This is a genomic window from Janthinobacterium sp. SUN120 (assembly GCF_030397735.1).
In the GTDB taxonomy this organism is placed as follows: domain Bacteria; phylum Pseudomonadota; class Gammaproteobacteria; order Burkholderiales; family Burkholderiaceae_D; genus Janthinobacterium; species Janthinobacterium kumbetense.
On the sequence record NZ_JAPUBW010000001.1, the window covers coordinates 216410 to 236169 of the forward strand.

Consider the following 19760-nt stretch of genomic DNA (forward strand, 5'->3'; position numbering starts at 1 on the left):
CATGCGCGGCTTTTTTTATGGGCCAATCATGCCAGAGATAACTGAGTTAAAGATTGCCGTCAATGCGGCAGAAATAAAGGAGGGGACGCAGGCGGTGAATGACCTGGCTGCCGCCAGTAAACAGACAGGGGATAAAGTCGAGGAAGCCAGTAGCAAGTTTCGCAACTTCGAACCACGGGTGCGTGCGCAGGCCGAAGCGGCCCGCATGGCGACCGATGTGAACATTGCCATGGGTAAAGGCGGCAGCGATGCCGCGGACGGTCTGCTCAAGGCGCTGGAGGCGGTCGATGGCTTTGCCAAGGCCTCGGCCAAGATCGGCGAAGGCGGCTTGAACGCCGACATTGGAAAGATCAAGGATGGCCTGGGCGAGATGGCCAATGCTACCGGCTTGACGGAACTCGCCATGAAGCGCCTGGGCGCTGGACCGTTGCTGGCGCTGCAGATGGCGGCCGACGTGGCGGCCTTTGTGGCTGAGGCCTTCGTACAGGGCCAGCTGGAATCGGATAAATTTTCCCGCGCCCTGGAATTGACCGGCAATGCCGCCGGCATCACGGAAGGGCAGTTCAATACCATGGTAGCGTCGGTATCCGATGCCAGCCAGGGCGGCCTGGGCGATACCCGCGCGGTCTTGCAGACCTTGGTGGAAACGGGCCAGTTCACCAGCGAAGCGCTCAATTCCGTGGGCGCGGCCGCCGTCACGATGGCGCAAATGAATGGCCAGTCGGCCGGTGCCGTGGCGGCTGACTTCGCGACGATGGCGGACGGCGTCACCAACTGGGTCGATACGCACGATAAGAATTACAACATCCTGACAGGTGCCCAGTACGCGCATATCGCCGCCCTGGAAAAGGAAGGCAAGACACAAGAGGCCATGGTGATGGCTAGCGACTTGATCAATGCGGGCCTGCAAAAACGGGCTGAAAAGCTCAGCATGATCGGCACCTTGCTGCAAGGTAGCAAGAATCTCTGGTCCAGCTTCATGGATGGCATGCGTTCCATCGGGCGCGAAGAGACGCCGGAAGACGAAATTGAAAAAATAAAGAAACGTACGGCCGATGTGCGCCGCACTGGCCAGCTGGTTCCCGGCACGCACCCGGCGGCGCGCCTGACAGGCGCCCAGATGGAACAGTTCGAGCAAGAACAGGCCAGAGCCCTGGAAGTGGCGACAAACAAAAAGACGCAGCTGGAAGCAAAGGCGAAGGCCGACCAGGCGGAATCGAAACGTAATGCCGATGGCAAGCAGGCGGTCAAGGACCTGGACGAAATGCAGAAGCGCTATGTCACCAAGGCGGAGCGCGAGATCGCGGAAATCAGGAAGCTCGAGGAAACCCTGGCCAATGCCAGGGCTGGCGGTGTCGCAGTTTCTCCTGAAAAGGAGAAAGAATTGCGGCAGAAAGTGCACGCCTCGTTTGCGGGGCCTGCCAAGGCCGCCGCGCTCCCGGCGGCTGGCTCGGATCCCCGCGACGCAGTACTGGCAGGCCAGTTGCAGGCGATTCAAAGCGCTTTGCGCATCAAGACCGAAGGTTATGACCAGCAGGCCAAGCTCGATGAAGCGCGCCGCAAGGGCGGCGCCTTGAGCGAGGACGAGTTTTTTGCGAATCGCCGCATGGCCATCAGCGCGCGTGGCGCCGCCGAGGTTGCAGCCTACCAGCAGCAAGCCGACGTATTAAAAGGTTTTCAGGCGAAAACGGCGCAAGGCCGTCAGGAAAACGTCAACAAGATCGCCGAGACGGGTGCGGCACAGCTGCGCGTACAGCAGCAAGTCAACGCCGATCTGGCGCAACTGGAGGAAACGGCGCGCCAGGAGAAGGAAGCTGCGGCGAAGAAACGCGAAGAGGAGGCCAAGGCAAAGGAGACCAAGAACCGCGCCGATGCCAAGGCGGCGGATGAAAAAACGTGGAAAGACACTGTCGATGGTGCCAAGGCCATGGGAGACGCGCTGGAAAAGGCGTTCGGCAAGGCGGGGGCAGCGGTCGGCAAGTTGGGCACGGCCTTCGCCGATTATCAGAAGGCACAGCGTGACATTCAACGTACCCTGAGCGAAGGACTCACGGACGCCGGAGAGGACAAACCCAAGAAAGAGGCCGCAGAAGCGAAGGCCCGCGAGGATGGCGCGAAGGCCCAGATCAAGGGTTACCGCGATATGGCTGGTGCGGCCAAGGGCTTCTTCAAGGAAAACAGCACGGGCTACAAGTTGATGGAGGGGGCCGAAAAGGCGTTTCGCGCGGTGGAGATGGCCGGCCAACTGCAAAAACTGGCCACCAGCCTGTTTGTATCTGGCTCGTCCGCCGCAGGCGTGGTCGTCGGTCAGGCAACGGAGACGGGCGCAGTAGCCGCCGGCCAGGCGGCGCAGAATGCGGCCAAGGTGCCGGGCGTGTTCATGTCCTTCATGAGTTCCATGGGACCGTGGGGCTATGCGGCGGCAGCGGCGGCGATTGCCGCCGTGCTGGGCGGCGCCTTCAGCGGCGGCGGTGGCGGCGTCGACACGACCGCCAAAGATCGCCAGGCCGCCAACGGCACCGGCACGGTGCTCGGCGATTCGTCCGCGAAATCGGAATCGATCGCCAAGAGTCTGGAAATCATGGAGAAAAACTCCGGTCTGGGTCTTGCGTATTCGTCGTCGATGGTGGTCTCGCTCAAGCAAATTGTGTCGGGTATCGGTGGCCTGGGCAGCTTGCTGGTGCGCTCGGATATCCTGACTTCCGCGCTGGGAACCAAAGGCAGCTCCAGCGGCGGCTTCATCGGCAATGTCGTCAGCAGCATTTTTGGCGGCAAGACCACGGTGCAGGATGTGGGCATCGTGACCAATTCGTCGAGCCTGGGCACGTTGGAAAAATCCGGCTTCAATGTGAATTCCTACGTCGATATCAAGAAGTCCGGCGGCTGGTTTTCCAGCGATAAAAAGTCCACGAACCTTACGGCCATGGGGCCTGAAACGAATGATCAGTTTACCAAGATCGTGCTGGGCCTGCGCACGAGTATCGTCGCGGCAGCCGATTCCCTTGGCGTGGGCGGCGATGCCTTCTCGGCGCGCTTGAACACCTTCGTCGTCAGCCTTGGCAAGATCAGCTTGAAGGACTTGAAGGGCGAGGAAATGCAAAAAGCCCTGGAAGCGGCCTTTTCGAAACTGGGTGACGACATGGCGAAGTTCGGCGTGGGCGGCCTGGAAAAATACCAGGCCGTGGGCGAGGGCTACCTGGAAACCTTGGCGCGTGTGGCGAACAATTACATGCAGGTGTCGGATGTGCTGGCCGTGCTGGGCAAGTCGTTCAACACCTCCGGTCTTGCCGCCGTGGCGCTGAGCGAAAGCCTGATACACGCGGCGGGCGACCTCGATACCCTGACCAGCGGTACGAGCTTCTTCGTGCAGAACTTCCTGACCGAGGCCGAGCAGATGGACCCCGTCACCAAGTCGGTGCGCAGTGCCATGGCGGCGATGGGGCAGTCCGGCGTGACAACCAGCGAGCAATTCAAGGCGCTGGTGCTGGCGCAGGACTTGAACACGGTCGCTGGCCAGAACATGTACGTGCAGCTGCTTGCCATCGCCGAGCCGTTCAAGAAGGCGGCCGACTATGCCGCCGACCTGTCCGCTGCCACTGGCGAGCTGGCTGCGGTCACCAGGACAGCCAGCGACATCGCCAGCGAACGCAAGGATATGCAGCAACAGCTGAACGAGCTGACGAAGACCGAAGCGCAATTACTGGCCGCCCAGCGCGCCAGCGTCGCTGAAGCGAATCGGGGGCTGTTCGACCAGATCCAGGCCGTGAAGGCGGTAACCAGCGCGAAGGATGCGCTGGCCAAGGCCTACGAGACGGAATCGGCGGCGGCCAAGTCGGCACTGGAGAAGTCGAAATCGTGGGTGACGACCTTGAACGGGCTCAATGCCAGCATGGCGTTGGGCGCCCAGTCGACGCTGACCCCGGAGCAGAAGTATGCGGAAGCACGGGCCCAGTTCGAGAAAACCCTGGCGGCTGCGAATGCGGGTGATTCGACGGCGCAATCGGGTTTGTCCGCCGCCGAACAGGCGTTTTTGACGGCATCGCAGGTGGTCAACGCCTCCGATGCCCGTTATGCGGCGGATTATGCCCGCGTGGTGGAAGCGAACAAGGAAGCGTTGAAATGGGCTGCCGAACAGGTCGATGTGCAGCAGGCCAGCCTCGATGCGCTCAATGCCCAGGTATCGGGATTGATCAAGATCAATGACAGCGTGCTGACGGTGGCGCAAGCCATTGCCGGCTTGCGGGCAGCGATGGGCGGTGCGGCAGATCTTGGCGTCAAGCTCAGCAATCCACCCGTGATCGCTGCACTGGCGGCGATGACAACCCCGGTCGCGGCGGCAGTCTTCGACCCCGTGCGCTACTCGTCGGCCGCGAACGTCGGTTCCGACGTACTGGTGGCCGAAATCCGCGGCCTGCGCGAGGACAACCAGGCCATGCGAGCCGAATTGGAAGGCTTGCGCGCCGACCAGCGGGCGCAGACGGGCGCCACCATCCAGGCCACCTTTGAATCGAACGCCAACGCCGCCAGGACGGTGGTCGATGGCGTGGACAAATCGTCCCGGGCATCCGCCTGGGCCAATGCAGTGAAAGGAGAATACGCATGACCGATGCGCAATTTCAGGAATGGCTGCAAAGCTCGTCGGCCATCCGCATGGTGCTGATCGAGGCGCAGGTGAATGTGGACGGCCGCGAGGTGACGCGGTATATCTCCTCCCGGCCCTACGTCACCGGGCCGGTTGAGGTGCCGGCGAATACCGCGTACCAGCCGCTGGCCAAGGGCGGCCTGGCCTTCACGGAACAGGTCAGCCTGTCCGGCGAGGCGGGGCTGTCGGGCGGCGATATCGAACTCGATAACGCCGATGGCGCGCTCGATGGCTGGCTGGACGACGTCTGGATGAACCGGCCGATCAAGGCCTGGGCCGGCGATGCATCGTGGCCGCGCGCCGACTTCCAGCTGGTCTTCGACGGCATCATCGCCGACGTGGCCAGTGCGGGGCGCGAGTCGGTCAACCTGGTACTGCGCGACAAGCTGCAGCGCCTGAATACGCCGATCACCGAGGCGAAGCTGGGCGGCACGACGCCCAACAAGGACGCCATCCTGCCGATGCCGTTTGGCGAGTGCCATAACGTGGCGCCCTTGCTGACCAATCCGGCCACCCTGGAGTACGGTTTTCTTGGCGCGGTCGAATCGACGTTCGAGGTGCGCACCAATGGCAAGCCGATCGCCGTGGCCTTGAATGACCAGGCGGGACGCTTCAACCTGACCACGGATCCGTTTTCCACCACGATCACGGCCAGCGTGCAGGGCGACAAGGGCGGTGGCTATGCGCCGCGCATCGCGCCGCTGGTGCAGCGCATCGCCACCGCCTACGGCAAGGCGGCCGACCGTTTTACCCCGGACGACCTGGATTTGGACAACCTGGCCGTCTTCGACGCCGCCCACCCGCAGCTGGTGGGCCTGTATGTTGCGGACCGGACGAACCAGGCGCAAGCCATCCAGCAACTGGCGGCCAGCGTGGGCGCCCAGGCGATCATGTCGCGCACCGGCCAGCTGCGCCTGGTGCAGATCGCGCTGCCGGCCGCCGGCGTGCCGGTGAAAATCGGTCCGGAGCAGATGCGCGAGCGCTCACTGCGTCCCGCGCAGCGCGTGCCCGTGACGGCCGCCGTGAAGATTGGCTTCGACCGCAACTACACGCTGCAGGCCGCGCTGACGACCAGCATTCCGCCCGCGCATGCGGATTTGTATGCCACGGAATGGCTGACGGAGACGGCCGTCGACGCGGCGGTGCGCGCACGCTATCGCTTGAGCGACGACCCGGTGCAGATCGATACGTGCCTGAAGACGCGGGCCGACGCCCGTGCGGAAGCGCAGCGGCGCCTGGCCTTGAACAAGGTGCCGCGCACCATTTACGAATTCGATGGAGAACCCGAGATGATGATGCTGGAACTGGGACAGCCCGTACAACTGCGCGCTGAACGCTTTGGCTTGCAGGATGGCGTACCGGGCGTGGTGGTGCTGCTGTCGCGCTTCTGGCTGACGGGCAGAGTGACGGTGGGGGTGCTGGCATGAGCGCGATTGTGGGGGAACGCGACAGACTGATTATGAATACCGTGCCGCGCTTCGCGCCGGCCAACGACCGCGTGCTGCTGCTGGCTGCTACGGCACAGGCGTTCAAGGTGGCGGCCACGACAATTGCCGCGCCTGCCAGCATCGATTTCACGGCGGGCCTGGTGAACATGCAGGGTCAGGTGACATTCACCGCCAGCAACGCCAGCGTGCTGACGCGCGTCGGTAATGTTGCCAGCATGGCGTATGCCGGTATGGTGGGCGACAGCGTGACGGTCACGGCCAGCATCGTGGTCGACGGCCTGACCTACACGGCCAGCCAGACGGTGAGCAAGATCTTCGACGGCGTGACGGGCAATTCGGCGCGCGTCTGCTACAGCAAAACCAGTCTGCTGTCCCTGGGAAGCACGCCGGCGACGCTCAGCACGGAGGGGGCAACATCCTATCCGCCAATTGATACCTGGGGCGCCGGCACCGTGTGGGAGGGTTCGCCGCCGCTGTTTGGCGCCGGCGAATCGCTGTACCGTTCGGATGGCATTTTTAATCCGGCCAGCGGCACCACCAAGTGGGCAGCACCGTACCTGAACGCACTTAAAGTAGGTCAGTTGAGTGCAATCAGTGCCGACCTTGGCAAGGTCACGGCGGGCGATATCTACAGCGCGACGCTGCATGGAGGCGCCGGGTATCCGAGCAATAACTACGGATGGCCCAGCAACGGCCGCAGCGGCTTTCATTTGAGCGACAAAGGATTGCTTATTGGCAATATTAATGTGCCAGGTGGTTTTTTTCAGCTGTCGAGTACGGGCTATTTTGAGATGCCAGGACTTACCGTGACGCCTGGATCTGCGGTAGCTCCCCCGGTTGCAAAGTTCTCCGGCGTACTGTCGGGCGTTGTCGGCTCCTTTCAGTTGATCCAGAGTCCCAATCGCGTTGCCGGTAACAATGAAGGGTACGACCAGACAGGAACTGGGCTGTATTTTTACAACTCCGATGGCAGCATCGCCATGGCTTGTGGGAAGTGGCCGCGATGATCGGCCTTTGGACCTTTAAAACCGACGGCACGCCGGTCATCACACCCACTGTTGCTGGCGGTGTCTTCCTGGGCATGCACGAGCAAAAGGTCGGCGATCCGCTGGTACGGACCTTCTACGGCGCTGCAGGCCTGGCGCTGCGTATCTACCAAGTACACGGCGGCAGCTTTACCTGGGTTGTTGGTCAGGACGGCGCTGGTAACCCCCAGCTTATTTTTACCGTTCAACCCGCAACTTTTAACGGCGGTCCCATTCTTTTATTGGTATTTGCCGTATGAGCCTCTTTTTCAACACGGATGCTGGCCATCGCTTGATCGACAACGTCAATCTGGTGCCCGAGTTTATTGGCAAGGTGACACTTAATCCGACGCCCATCATTTCGAATGACGGTGGCGAATCCGGCTTTCTTTCGCATGGGTATAGCGGTGTCTTACCGGCAACGAACGGTCGGGGATTCATGGTCTTCTGGACGCTGCCAGTCTCCGACGAAAATATCTGGTGGTGGCCGCAGAATCAGTATGGCTTTGCGGGAGTTACCTATGTCCACACGGGAGTTCATGCATTTTTTCCCCCCTCCGTTGCGTTGCCGCCCGTTCTTCCCGAGGCGTATGTATTCTCATTGAGCCCAGTCGAGATATCAACTGCCGGGATGGCTACTCGCCTGTGGGATACCTCCGGGCGCTTGCTATTCGACAGCGGAAAGGTGCATTTGGCGATACAGCAAATTGCGGCAGGAATCAACGTCAGCAGCACAGAATCAAGCCTGGCACTGCCATCGTTGCCGAGGAAGCCCGCTTTTCTAGTGCCGTCAATTATGCGTAACAGGGAGTCCTACAGTACTAGAGGCTCGTCTGCGCGCTTCACCGAGTGGCTTGCCTGTTATCGGCGAACTGACGGGAACGTCAAAGCGAGAATGGTCGAGACGAGTAATTCCAATGTTCCACCTAGAAACACCCATGGTTATTTTGAAGACCAGACCTACGGCAATACCAGCGGCCTGGTGTTGCCGGTCATAGATGCTTCACTTTACGAATAGGATTGACATGACCAACCTCCGCATCATCTACGACAACGCCGGCGACCGGGCTGTGCTGACCGCATCGAGCCAGGCCGACGCGCTGGGGCCGGCCAATCTGCAGCGCGAAGGCAAGTTTTCCGTGCTGCGCTCGCTCGGCCTGGCCCTGACCATCACCGCTACCTGGCCCACGCCCGAGATTATTGGGTGCGTGGCCCTGCCATTTTGCAACCTGACGCCGACGGCGACGATCCGTGTACGCGGCTACGTCGAGCCAGGTGACGCCGTGCCTGATTTCGATACGGGCATCGTATCGGCATGCGAATACGCTGTGCTGGGTATGTGGGATTGGGGCGCGCTGCCGCTCGGTGTGAACGCCTTCAGCTACGGCGGCGGCACGTATGCGCGCTGCTGGCTGCCGATGGTCAGCGTCAAGAAACTGGTGATCGAGCTTGCTGATCCGGACAATCCGGCAGGCTATATCGAGGCGGCGCGCTTGGTGGCCGGCCCCTACTGGAGCCCGGAGCAGAACGCGTCATATGGTGCCGGTGTCACGTCGGTCGACACCAGCACCCAGAACCGGGACGGCGCTGGCGGCCAGACTGTGGCGCGCGGCGCACTGTACCGCAAGTTGTCTTTGGCGCTCGACCATATGACGCCATTGGACCGGGCCGAGGTGTGGCGCATCGTGCGTGGTAACGGCTTGTCGCGCCCGCTGCTGGTCAGTCTCTATCCAGAGAGCGACGACGGCGAGCTCGAGCAGGCGCATCAGGTGTATGGTCGCATTGCCAGCAATTCCGCCATCACCACACCGTATTACCTGGCATATGCCACTAACATCGAAATCGAGGAAATGTAATGGGTGACTTTTTCTACTATGGCCAGAAGGATACGATCCAGCGCCTGAATGAGCTGGCCGGGCGCGGCGCCGTGGTGGCGTCGTATGCTGCAGCAGTGGGGCGGTCGCCACTGGGCGGGCCGAATGGCTATATGAGTCCGGCGTGGCTTGATCCGGGCATCCCAATTGCAACGGCCTTTCCTGTGGCGGTGGGCATAACCAATAAGTACGGTTATAGCTACGTTGGCCAAAATCCCCCGACGGGTATCTGGTATCGGATCGCTACATTTGCAGCTGACGGCGGCAGCAATGCACAGCACCTGCGAATTGATGGTGTAGTCAACAGCGATTGGGCTGCAAGCGCCAGTACCCCGTTCGTCCTCATGCTGGGTGTGCGGAACGGCTTTTATTACGATGCGACGTTTAATGGCGCCGTTTCGATAAACGCGCGAATACAGGTTTTTCAGCAAGTGAACGGAACTTTTGAGGTGTACTTGCATTTCCGAGCCGGGACGTTTGGTTCGGCATCATTTAGTCTGCTGGGCTATACCACTACGACATACGCACAGCCAGTATCAGTGACAGCAACTCCTGCTGGAGCAGTTGTCTATGACTCAGGAAATGCTGCTGTATATCCACCGCGCATGCGCGGTATATCCAATTCAGGCACGTACGCAGGCCTGCACAGTGCAGTACAGGTCAACAACGGGTTATTCTTCGGGGATTGGACTACGGGGGGCGGGTATATTAGACCCTGCTCTGCAGGGGCGGCAGCGGGCGTAGTAAATGACGTACTTTCACTGGGTGTAGGCGGGCTTGCCGGCAGCTACTCGACTGGACAGTTTGTCTGGTATGTTTCAGGCGGTGCAAACTCCCTGGCTGGGAAGGAGGGGTTCCGTCTTATTCTCCGGGCATACGACAAAAATTCCAATACAACTTCCGCAGATTTGGCGAGATTTCAGGGCAATGGCCAAGTGTATGTGCCCTTGCTGAAAGCAGGCAGCACCAATACTGGCCTTCAGCATAGCATCAGTCGCGGCGCTGCCGAGGGCGATCCGATTTTGTACGTTGGCACCGATGCCGCCGCCAATCCCTCTGTATGGGTGGTTGCGTCGAATGGCCAGGCGGGATGGTCGTTTTCGCCCGCAGTATTGACTGTTGGAAAGAACAGTACGACAAGCCGTAGTATTAATGTCACCGGCACGGTGAACACAAATGGCAATGATTATGCCGAGTATATTTTCAAAAGCTCGATGTGCGGCATCGTAGCTCCTGGCCAGATTGTCGGTATCACCGCTGAGAATAAGGTCACCGACATGTGGGCCGACGCCGTGATGTTTTCGATCAAATCAACGGCCCCGTCGTTCGTGGGCGGTGATACCTGGAGCCATGGGGTTGGGCCGCGCCCGTCGGCCCAGGCCGGGGTAGCGCCGACCCGGCCCGTGCGCCGTGCAGATGTAGTCACGTCGCAGGCAGTTCCAGGTATTGAGCCACCGGAATTCGAGGACGTCATAGCCGAACCCGGCGACACTGATGACGAGTGGGCAGCAAAGCAGGCCATCTACGCCGCCGCACTGGCCGCCCACAACACCGCCGTGCTGCAGGATGCCGAAGCCATGGCCGCCTTCGACGCGGCGCTGGAAGTCGAGCGCCAGAAGGTCGACCGCATCGCCATCGCCGGCCGCGTGCCGGTCAACGTGCTGGGTACCCAGCCTGGTGATTACATCGTGCCGGTGCAGGACGGCGCCGGCATCAAGGGCATCGCCGTGCATGAGGACGATCTCAGCATGAAGCAGTACCTCCATGCAGTCGGCCGCGTGATCTCGGCCGAGCCCGATGGCCGGGCTTATGTGATGGTCAAGGCCGTGTAGCAAATCAGTTGTCCACCTTAAACCCGCTTCGGCGGGTTTTTTCATTTCCACCACCTGAAAGGCAATCATGGCCCTCGGAACCACCGCCGCTGGCGGCGCATTGATCAAACTGTTTGGCGTGCCCGTGCTGGCCGGCGCCGCCGCCACGTCGCTGGGCTTCATGTTCATGTGGCCCCAGTCCACCAAGGAGGCATTCATTCGTTTTTGTTCCAGCATCATCATTTCCACCTTTCTCGGCCCCGTGCTCGTGGCCGCCGTGCTGTCGTGGTGGCCCAGCCTGTTTGACAGCGCGAAGACCGTGGCGGGGCTGTATGGCGGCGATCCGGCAACGGGTTTTTTGTTCATCGCCGCGCCGTTGATGGTGGCGGCCGGCTTGCCAGCCTGGTGGGTGCTGGGCGCCTGCGTGCGCTGGTTCGACAAGCGGCGTGGCAAGGATATCGGCGAACTGGCGGCCGATGCGGCCGCTGCCGTCAAGGATGTGCGGGGCATGTTGTGACAGGCGCCCAATTGATGCAGATCATGCCGTTGGCCGGCCGCCGCGCTATGCTGTTCCTGGCGCCCTTGAATGCGGCGATGGCCGAATTCGGTATTGATACGCCGCTGCGCCAGGCAGCGTTCCTGGCGCAGGTAGGCCACGAATCGGGACAGCTGCGCTATGTGCGTGAGCTGGCTAGTGGCGCGGCTTATGAGGGGAGGGCGGATCTGGGCAATGTGATTGCCGGCGACGGCGTGCGCTTCAAGGGGCGCGGCTTGCTGCAGGTGACGGGGCGCGCCAATTATGCGGCATGCGGCGTGTCGCTGGGCCTGGACTTGCTGGCGGCGCCGCAGTTGCTGGAGCAAACGATGTTCGCGTGTCGCTCGGCGGGCTGGTTCTGGCAATCGCGTGGCTTGAACCACCTGGCCGACGCGGGCGACCAGGAAAGGGTGACGCGCCGCATCAACGGCGGCGTGAACGGCCTGGCCGAACGCTTGGTCATGTACGCGGCAGCGCGCAAGGTGCTGACATGAAGCCGTCGTTGAGCATCCTGGCCATGTTGCTGTTGCTGGGGGCAGCCGTGTTTTGCGCGCAGCGCTGGGGACGCGAAGCTGGTCGCGCCGCGTGCGCGGCGCAAGTGCAGGAGGTGCAGGGCCTGTTGGGGCGCCAGACCCAGGCGCTGAATGCGATGCGGGAAGAGGGCGCACGCCGGTCGGCGCGGGTGCGGCAGGCGCTGGCCACGGCGCAGGCCGGGCAGGCAGATGCGCAAGCGGCAGCGGCGCGCATCCTGGCGCTGAAGCCCGAAGGTGACGCCTGCCGTGCCGCAGAGGCGTTGATCGCCAGCGAAATGCCATGAGGCCGCCGCGTGCGAGTGCGGGGTGGCGGGCCAGGAGGACGGCAGGGGGGCGGTGTGCCAGGTGCGCCGCCGCGCTGTTGCTGATGAGTATATTAACCGGCTGTGCGGCATGGGTGCCGGCATCAAAGCTGGAAACTTGGCCGGTCAGCGCGCCATGCATTGCCACGCGTCCCGCCGCTCCCGCCTTGCCGACGGTGCCATCCCACGGCATCTTCGAGCAAGTGCAAGCCTTGCTGGCGCGCGAGCAATTGCGTGCCGCCCATGTGCGCCAGCTGGAAACGCTGCTTGATGCCTGCTCTGGTGGCTAAGCGCCTACTATCCTGGCAGGGAGCGTCTTCTGCTGGCAGCGCATCAGGAGCGCGGACAAGGCTGAGGGGGACGCGTGGCGAGCCACGCGACGACGATCAATGCAGTCTTCACTTCCGAGAGGCACCAGCAGGGGATGTATGCCTCTACTGGGATAGGCTCTCAGCACCAATCGCCAGGTTCCAGTTTCAGACTCCAGTTCCCAACGCCAACGCCAACGCCAACGCCAACTCCAACTCCAACTCCAACTCCAACTCCAACTCCAACTCCAACTCCAACTCCAACTCCAACTCCAACTCCAACTCCAACTCCAACTCCAACTCCAACTCCAACTCCAACTCCAGCCATCCGCCATCCCCAATCCGCGGCCTGCCAGCCCCGCCGCCTTGTGCCGCCTTGTGGTGCAGGCGGGTGGCGGCATGCGAGAAAACGGTGCATCCATCGTCAAATTGCCTGATCTCTGGCGATTTTCGGCACGATTCTTGTATACAATCCACCTGGCACGATGCGTGCATGGCATACCTTGGTCGTCCCATCCAAGGAGCTTCGTATGCCTCGTCCGCCGCCAGTGTCTTCCTGTCGTCCCGTTTCTCTCTTGCTTTTCCCTTTCACCTGCGTCCATCCGGGCCGCGGTAACCCAGGAAATGGAGCGTAAATGGCCACTCCCCGTCTGAAATCCATCCACCGCAGCGTGCCCGGCACCGTGCCTGCCGCGCCATCGCCCGTCGATGAAATCCTGCCTGCCGGCAAACTGTTTACGCTGGGCTTGCAGCACGTGCTCGTCATGTATGCCGGCGCCATCGCCGTGCCGCTGATCGTCGGCCGCGCCCTCAAGCTGCCGCCCGAGCAGGTGGCGGCATTGATCAGTGCCGACCTGTTCTGCTGCGGCCTCGTCACCCTGATCCAGTCCCTGGGCATCGGCAAGTACTTCGGCATCCGCCTGCCCGTCATGATGGGCGTCACCTTTGCCGCCGTCAGTCCCATGCTGGCCATGGCCAACAATCCTGCCCTGGGCATCACGGGCATCTTTGGCGCCGTGATCGGCGCCGGCGTCGTTTCCATGCTGATCGCTCCCTTCATCAGCCGCCTGCTGGCCCTGTTTCCACCCGTGGTCACCGGCAGCATCATCGCCGTGATCGGCGTGTCGCTGATGCGCGTGGGCGTCAACTGGACCATGGGCGGGCCGCCCGCCATGGCGCAAATTGCCGATCCCGCCTTCCTCAAGATGGCCGCTGCCGCCACGGCGGCCGGCTTGCCCGCGCCAGCCGGTCCCGCACCCCTGATCGCCAATCCCGGCTACGGGGCGCTGGATAACATGGGCATCGCCTTCTTCGTGCTGGCCGTCATCTTACTGGTGGCCAAGTATGGCCGCGGTTTCCTGTCGAATATCGCGGTATTGATCGGCATCATTGCCGGCACGGCCCTGTCGTTTGCGCTGGGCAAGGCCGATTTCGCCAAAGTGGCCGGCGCCAAGGCCTTTGCCATCGTCACGCCGTTCCAGTTCGGCATGCCGACCTTCGACGTGGTCGCCATCGTCACCATGAGCCTGGTGATGATCGTCGTCATGATTGAGTCCTTGGGCATGTTTCTGGCGCTGGGAGAGATGACGGACAAGCGCATCACGCAGGACGACATCAGCCGCGGCTTGCGCGTCGATGGCCTGGGCACCCTGATCGGTGGCATCTTCAATACCTTTCCCTACACCTCGTTTTCGCAAAACGTGGGCCTGGTGGGGGTGACGGGCGTGCGCAGCCGCTGGGTCTGCGTGGCGGCCGGCCTTATCCTGCTCGTCATGGGGGTGATTCAGAAGATCGCGCAGACGGCCGAAGCCGTGCCGGCGTTCGTGCTGGGCGGGGCAGGGCTGGTGATGTTCGGCATGGTCGCCGCCACCGGCATCCGCATCCTAGCCGGCGTCGATTACAAGAGCAACCGCAACAACCTGTTCATCGTGGCCCTGGCTATCGGCTTCGGCATGCTGCCGCTGGTGGCGGAACAGTACGCGCAGCACATGCCGAAGGCCCTGTCACCGCTGCTGCACAGCGGCATCCTGCTGGCCGCCATCGTCGCCGTGCTGCTCAATCTGTTCTTCAACGGCTTGGCATCGCAGGAAAAGGCGCGGGAGCAGGCGCGCGAGCACACCCATGGCAGCGAGTGAATCGCCGCCCCGCGCCATGAAAAAAGGCGGGTGCCGCATACGGCTCAGCCAGGCGGCAGAATCCTCAGCACCATGCAATTGCGCCCCGCATCCTTGGCCTGGTACAGCGCGGCATCGGCCAGCCGCAACAGGGCGTCCGGATCGGCGGCGCCCGGCGCGGACTGGACAGCGATGCCGACGCTGATCGTCACCTGCTGCGCTTCCGTACTCGCGTGGACGATGCCCAGGTCTTCGATGGCGCGCCGCAGCGCTTCGCCGATCTGGCGCGCTTCGTCCGCGCCCGTGTTCGGCAACACGATCGAAAACTCTTCGCCGCCGTAACGCGCCGTCAGGTCGCCTGCGCGCCGCATGCCGGCCGCCAGCGCCTGCGCGATCCGGATCAGGCATGCGTCACCGGCCTGGTGGCCGTGGCGGTCGTTAAAGAGCTTGAAGTAGTCGACATCGAGCATGACGACGGCAAGCGGCTGGCCGACGCGCGTGGCACGCGCACATTCGGTGCGCAGCACGTCGTCGAAATGGCGCCGGTTCGACAGGCCCGTCAGGCCGTCGGTGATGGACAGGGTCGCCAGCTTGCGGTTGGCGTCTTCCAGTTGCCCGGTGCGCTCGGCAACGCGCCGTTCCAGGCTGTCATGCAGCCGGGCGCTGGAGATCGAGATCATTGCCTGCGCGCCGAGCATGCGCAGGAATGCGACGCGTTCTTCCGTAAACGAGGCGTCGGCCAGCCGGTTCTCGAAGTATAGGATGCCGTCGATCCGGCCGCCGTGGCGGATCGGCAGGCACATGACGGCGCGCGGCAGGTGCAGCTGCACGTACGGGTCGGCGGCAAAGCGAGAACCGCCCGTGATGCAGTCTTCGATCACCTCCGCGCCAGTGCGGATGACGTAGCGCAGCAGCGACAGCGGGAATTGCGGGTCGCTGGCGGCGTTCAGGTCCAGCGGGCGCGCTTGCAGGACGGTGACGCCATCGCCGTCTATATTGGCCTCCAGCTGGTAGCTGCCTTCGGACAGCAGCAGCAGGCGCGCTACCTGCCCGCCGGCGTTTTCGCACACGATGGCAATGAGGCGTGTCAGCACGTTGCGCAGGCCGACTTCGTTCGACAGGATTTGTGCCGCCTTCAGCAGCGACACCAGGTCGAGCGCGGAACTGCCGTGCGTGTGGGAGACGGAATGCCGCTGCGTGCCGCGGCCATCCATCCTTGACAGCAGCGCGGCATGGCGCTCCCGCAGCTGCGCCACCTTGCCCTCCGCGCCCCACTGGCCGTAATGCGCGATGGCGTCCCCAATGAAGACGGCTGCCACGCGCGGCTGCCCCTGGTCGCACCAGCATTCGCCGCACAGTTCATTGCCCAGCGCTTGCATGTTGACGTAACCTGCCAGGCCAGCCGCGTCGATCGCCTGCTGGTAAAGGCGCGTGGCAAGCTGCAGATTGTCCCGGTAGCGTGCCATCTCGGCCATCACCAGCAGGTGCTTGGCAGCGCTATTGTCCGAGCCTTGCCTGGCCCACTCGGCGAGACTCGCTTGCAGCGTGCCGATCACGGCGCACAGATCGCCCGCATCGGTGCGCGCGGGAGCGCGCCGCAAGGCGCGGATCAGGATCAGCGCGGCGTAGAAGCTGCACTCGGCCACCTTGGCCTGGCCGCGCATGATCTGCGTGACGATGCCGAGCTGGCCGGCCAGCGGTTCGGCGTCGGCGTTGTCGAACAGGTAGGCGTTGCGGATCTTCCCTTGCAAGAAATAGGCGCGGTACAGGTGCGAGTCGCCATACCGTGCAAGGAAGCCTGCCTCGCTGAACGCCGCATCGTCGTAGCTGTCATGGCGCGGCAAGAGGCCCGTCAGGCACTTGATCGGCTGGACCGCGGCGGCGACGCAGCAATCGGCCATCGCCTGCTGGCCGTTGGCGCGCATCAGCGCCAGGTCGTGCTCGATGTCGTGTATCAGGTGCGGCAGGTAGTCGCCGAGGATGATCCGGTCGGTGGCGCGCACGGCGGCCACCACGCCGACCTGCACGAAATCGGCGATTTCCAGCGCCCAGCCAAACGCTTCCTCGTACAGGGCGTCGGAGCTGCGCAGCGGCTGCGTCCAGTGGTTGCTGAGCGCGCCGAACATTAGGCCCGTAAGCGTGCGCGTCTGCAGGTTGGTACGGCGCCTGGCCAGCTCCATCGCCATCGCGCCGAAGTGGTAGCCGCGCGCGATGTCGCCGCTGTACAGCGCCAGCATCATCGCGTAACCGACATACGCGACAGCGCTGAAATCGCTGGTCCCCCGCTGCATGGACAGGCGCGTCATCGACACCACCATCAGCGCGCTGAGATCCTGCTGGCCGGCGTAGTAGCTGGCCATCCACAGGCCCTGCATCATCTGCATCGCGGCCACCGCGTCCGACTCGCACATGTCGGCCGCCGCCAGCAAGGTCTCGGGCGCATGCGCGCCGGGCTGCCGCCCGATGTCGGCGAGAATGTCGGTGAAGCGCGCCTTCATGTGCGCCACATCGTGCGGAATGTCGATGTCCAGCTGCGCCAGGCCGTCGCGCTGCACGGCGATGGCGTCGAGCAGGCGGCCCTGCAACTGATACTGGTGCGCCTGGATGGCTATGCAGCGTACCTGCTGCAAGGGGCTCAAGGCACGGGCGCGCACCAGTGGATAGATCGCCTCGGCAGCTTCGAACTGGCCGCACAGGTAGGCCGCTTCGGCGGCGCCCAGCTGCAGCTCGAGCCAGAGGCCGGCGTGGGCGTTCCATGCGTCCGCCGGCAGCAGGCCGAGACCGATGCGCATGTGCTCCAGGGTGGACTGGAACGCGGCGGAGCGCCGCGCCTTGACGCCGGCCTGGAGATTGAGCGTCGCCAGATGCACGCGCTCACCCGTCTCGTCGATCAGCGCGCGGCCGGCGTTGAGCTGCTCGACGATGTCGAACAGCGTCTCGTCCTGGCGCTCCGGCGGCGTATGCCGCAGGAGCAGGCGGCCGATGAGAAGATGGTTGGCCGCGCGCGCGCCGGCATCGGCGACCAGGTAGGCTGCCTGCTGCACCCGGTCGTGCAGGAAGCGGTAACTGACGCCGCTGTTGCCCGCGGCGGTGTCGCCATTGACGTATTTGTAGCGTTCGTCGAGCGGCTGGATCAAGCCTGCCCTGAGCGCCGGCCACAGGTCCTGCTGCGTTTGCCGGGGAGCGCGGTCCACTGCCAGAGTGAGCGTGTCGAGCGTGAAGCGGTTGCCGCTGGAGGCGGCCAGTTGCAGCAGGTGCTGCGTCACGCCGGGCAGGCGGCGGATTTTCTCCAGCAGCACCTCGACCACGTTGTCGGCGTATCCGGCCTGTTCTATCGCGGGCAGGTTCCAGTCCCAGCAATCGTCGGCGGGCCGGTAGCGCAGGTGACCCGCCTCGTTGAGCGCGGCGAGGAACTGGTTGAGGAAGAAGGGATTGCCGGCCGTCTTGCGGTAGCAAATGCTGGTCAATGGCGCGCAGTAAGGCGCCGTCACGCGCACGGTGGCCGAGACCATTTGCGCCACCTGCGGCTCGGTCAGTGCGCTCAGTAACAGCGTCGACAGGCGCACGTCACGGGCGAGCAGCTTGTCGCGCAGCGCGCTGAGCGGATGCGCGGGGCCCACTTCATTATCGCGGTACGCGCCGATGAACAGCATGCAGCTCTTGTCGCAGGAGACCATCAGCAGCTCGATCATCCGCAGCGTGGCCGCATCGGCCCATTGCAGGTCGTCGAGGAACAGCACCAGCGGATGCCCGGCGCAGGCGAAGACTTCGACGAAGCGGGGGAAGAGGCGGTCCAGGCGCAGCTGGGCCTGTGCCGGCGGCGCCGCGGGCAGCGGGTCGGTGGGGCCGACGATCAAGGCCAGTTGGGGAATCAGCTCGACGATCACGCCCACGCCGCTGCCCAGGGCTTCGTGCAGTTTTTCGGACCATTGCCGCAGGGTTTCTTCTGGCTGGTCCAGCAACTGGCGCACCAGCCCCTGGAAGGCCTGGATCAGCGAGGCATACGGCACGTCGCGCTGGAGCTGGTCAAATTTGCCGGACAGGAAGCGGCCGCGCCGGGCGATGATGGGCTTTTGCACTTCGTTGACGACCGCCGACTTGCCGATTCCCGAATGGCCGGCCACCAGCAGCATCTCGCAGGTGCCGGCGGCACTGCGCTCAAACGCCGCCAGCAGCGTGGCGATGGCATTCTCGCGCCCGTGCAGCGTTTGTGGCACGAGGAAGCGGCCGTCGTGGTCGGACAGCTTGAGCGCCTGCGCTGGCTTGTTCGCGCGGCAGGCTGCGAGGTCGCTGCGCAAGCCTTGCAGGCTCTGGTAGCGCTGATCGGCATTTTTTTCCAGCAGCCGCTGGATGATCGGCAGCAGCTGGCCGGGCAAGCTGGCCAGCGCCGGGTGCGACCAGTCCGGGCTGCGCGCAATGTGGCAATGCACGAGTTCCATCTCGTCGCCCGTCTCGAACGGCGCCTGGCCGGTCAGCATTTCGTACAAGGTGGCGCCGAGCGCATAGAAATCGGCGCGCCAATCGACCCGCCGGTTCATGCGCCCCGTCTGCTCCGGCGCCATGTAGCGCAGCGTGCCTTCCAGGGTCTGGAGATTGACGATGCCATGGCTTTCGTAGGGCAGTTCACAGGCGATGCCGAAATCGATCAGCTGCAGCAGGCGCCGTTCGGCATTCCACACCAGATTGGAGGGATTGATGTCCTTGTGGATCACGCCTTGACGATGGACCTCGTCCAGCGCCGCGCACAATTGCAGGGCGATGTCGAAAAAATCGTCCAGCGTCAATGCGGGCTGCGACGGAGTACTGCGCCCCGCCACCTGCGCGCGCAACACTTGGTCGAGCGCCAGGCCGCCGGTATCTTCCAGGATCATCGTCCAGCGCCCGCCGTGCAGCTGCAGCGCCAGCGGATGCGCCACGCCCGGATGGCGGCAGCGGCGCGCAATCGCAAATTCCCGCTTGAATTGTCCCAGCTGCTGAAAGGAGGGGAACGGCTGATTCGGCATCTTGACGATCAGCGCAGTGCCATCGGCGGCCCGGGCGCGGTAAACCCGCGAGCGCGTACCGCTGTGCAGCTGTTTGATGATCTCGTGGTCGAAAAGGGAGCGCATGGGCTGGGCTTAGCGGTACACAGACGGTTGCGGGAGCCTTGAGGCGCACATTTCGGAGTA

At 63.3% G+C, this 19760-nt stretch carries 13 protein-coding genes; 12 read left to right on the top strand and 1 reads right to left on the bottom strand.

Going from position 1 to position 19760, the window contains the following annotated elements; genetic code table 11:
* The first annotated feature begins 28 nt into the window (after positions 1-28).
* The 12 genes from O0879_RS00965 to O0879_RS01020 all read left to right on the top strand — a co-directional run bounded on the left by O0879_RS00965 (position 29) and on the right by O0879_RS01020 (position 14613).
* Complete coding sequence (locus O0879_RS00965; RefSeq protein ID WP_289914252.1) at positions 29-4603, top strand: phage tail length tape measure family protein; 4575 nt, start codon at positions 29-31, stop codon at positions 4601-4603.
* Positions 4600-6069: a hypothetical protein gene (locus O0879_RS00970; protein ID WP_289914253.1), complete on the top strand. Its 1470-nt coding sequence runs from the start codon at positions 4600-4602 to the stop codon at positions 6067-6069. The genes O0879_RS00965 and O0879_RS00970 overlap by 4 nt, the downstream gene beginning before the upstream one ends.
* On the top strand, positions 6066-7097 hold the full coding sequence (locus O0879_RS00975) for a hypothetical protein (RefSeq protein ID WP_289914254.1): 1032 nt from the start codon (positions 6066-6068) through the stop codon (positions 7095-7097). The genes O0879_RS00970 and O0879_RS00975 overlap by 4 nt, the downstream gene beginning before the upstream one ends.
* Complete coding sequence (locus O0879_RS00980; RefSeq protein ID WP_289910553.1) at positions 7085-7375, top strand: hypothetical protein; 291 nt, start codon at positions 7085-7087, stop codon at positions 7373-7375. The genes O0879_RS00975 and O0879_RS00980 overlap by 13 nt, the downstream gene beginning before the upstream one ends.
* Positions 7372-8133, top strand: a complete 762-nt coding sequence (locus O0879_RS00985; RefSeq protein WP_289914255.1) for a hypothetical protein — start codon at positions 7372-7374, stop codon at positions 8131-8133. The genes O0879_RS00980 and O0879_RS00985 overlap by 4 nt, the downstream gene beginning before the upstream one ends.
* Before the next feature lie 7 nt (positions 8134-8140).
* Positions 8141-8971 (top strand): hypothetical protein, encoded by an 831-nt coding sequence (locus O0879_RS00990; RefSeq protein ID WP_289914257.1) that lies wholly within the window; start codon positions 8141-8143, stop codon positions 8969-8971.
* Positions 8971-10821 (top strand): hypothetical protein, encoded by a 1851-nt coding sequence (locus O0879_RS00995; RefSeq protein ID WP_289914258.1) that lies wholly within the window; start codon positions 8971-8973, stop codon positions 10819-10821. Before O0879_RS00990 ends, O0879_RS00995 begins: the two co-directional genes overlap by 1 nt.
* A 67-nt stretch (positions 10822-10888) precedes the next feature.
* Positions 10889-11317, top strand: coding sequence for a hypothetical protein (locus tag O0879_RS01000; RefSeq protein WP_289914259.1), 429 nt, complete (start codon positions 10889-10891; stop codon positions 11315-11317).
* A 14-nt stretch (positions 11318-11331) separates the two neighbouring features.
* Positions 11332-11829: a glycoside hydrolase family 19 protein gene (locus tag O0879_RS01005; protein WP_289914260.1), complete on the top strand. Its 498-nt coding sequence runs from the start codon at positions 11332-11334 to the stop codon at positions 11827-11829.
* Positions 11826-12152 carry a hypothetical protein gene (locus tag O0879_RS01010; protein ID WP_289914261.1) on the top strand — a complete coding sequence of 109 codons (327 nt, stop codon included), beginning with the start codon at positions 11826-11828 and terminating at the stop codon, positions 12150-12152. The genes O0879_RS01005 and O0879_RS01010 overlap by 4 nt, the downstream gene beginning before the upstream one ends.
* An 83-nt stretch (positions 12153-12235) precedes the next feature.
* Positions 12236-12460 (top strand): hypothetical protein, encoded by a 225-nt coding sequence (locus O0879_RS01015; protein WP_289914262.1) that lies wholly within the window; start codon positions 12236-12238, stop codon positions 12458-12460.
* 653 nt (positions 12461-13113) lie between these two features.
* The gene (locus O0879_RS01020) at positions 13114-14613 is read left to right on the top strand and encodes a nucleobase:cation symporter-2 family protein (protein WP_289914263.1); all 1500 of its coding nucleotides are present in this window, start codon (positions 13114-13116) and stop codon (positions 14611-14613) included.
* A gap of 44 nt (positions 14614-14657) precedes the next feature.
* On the opposite strand, the gene O0879_RS01025 is transcribed toward O0879_RS01020, so the two are convergent.
* On the bottom strand, positions 14658-19700 hold the full coding sequence (locus O0879_RS01025; protein ID WP_289914264.1) for a diguanylate cyclase: 5043 nt from the start codon (positions 19698-19700) through the stop codon (positions 14658-14660).
* Between the last annotated feature and the right edge of the window lie 60 nt (positions 19701-19760).

What these genes read in the sequence shown, in the direction of transcription:
- O0879_RS00965 (WP_289914252.1), top strand. Translation starts at nt 29, where the DNA reads ATGCCAGAGATAACTGAGTTAAAGATTGCCGTCAATGCGGCAGAAATA.
- O0879_RS00970 (WP_289914253.1), top strand. Translation starts at nt 4,600, where the DNA reads ATGACCGATGCGCAATTTCAGGAATGGCTGCAAAGCTCGTCGGCCATC.
- O0879_RS00975 (WP_289914254.1), top strand. Translation starts at nt 6,066, where the DNA reads ATGAGCGCGATTGTGGGGGAACGCGACAGACTGATTATGAATACCGTG.
- O0879_RS00985 (WP_289914255.1), top strand. Translation starts at nt 7,372, where the DNA reads ATGAGCCTCTTTTTCAACACGGATGCTGGCCATCGCTTGATCGACAAC.
- O0879_RS00990 (WP_289914257.1), top strand. Translation starts at nt 8,141, where the DNA reads ATGACCAACCTCCGCATCATCTACGACAACGCCGGCGACCGGGCTGTG.
- O0879_RS00995 (WP_289914258.1), top strand. Translation starts at nt 8,971, where the DNA reads ATGGGTGACTTTTTCTACTATGGCCAGAAGGATACGATCCAGCGCCTG.
- O0879_RS01000 (WP_289914259.1), top strand. Translation starts at nt 10,889, where the DNA reads ATGGCCCTCGGAACCACCGCCGCTGGCGGCGCATTGATCAAACTGTTT.
- O0879_RS01005 (WP_289914260.1), top strand. Translation starts at nt 11,332, where the DNA reads ATGCAGATCATGCCGTTGGCCGGCCGCCGCGCTATGCTGTTCCTGGCG.
- O0879_RS01010 (WP_289914261.1), top strand. Translation starts at nt 11,826, where the DNA reads ATGAAGCCGTCGTTGAGCATCCTGGCCATGTTGCTGTTGCTGGGGGCA.
- O0879_RS01015 (WP_289914262.1), top strand. Translation starts at nt 12,236, where the DNA reads ATGAGTATATTAACCGGCTGTGCGGCATGGGTGCCGGCATCAAAGCTG.
- O0879_RS01020 (WP_289914263.1), top strand. Translation starts at nt 13,114, where the DNA reads ATGGCCACTCCCCGTCTGAAATCCATCCACCGCAGCGTGCCCGGCACC.
- O0879_RS01025 (WP_289914264.1), bottom strand. Translation starts at nt 19,700, where the DNA reads ATGCGCTCCCTTTTCGACCACGAGATCATCAAACAGCTGCACAGCGGT.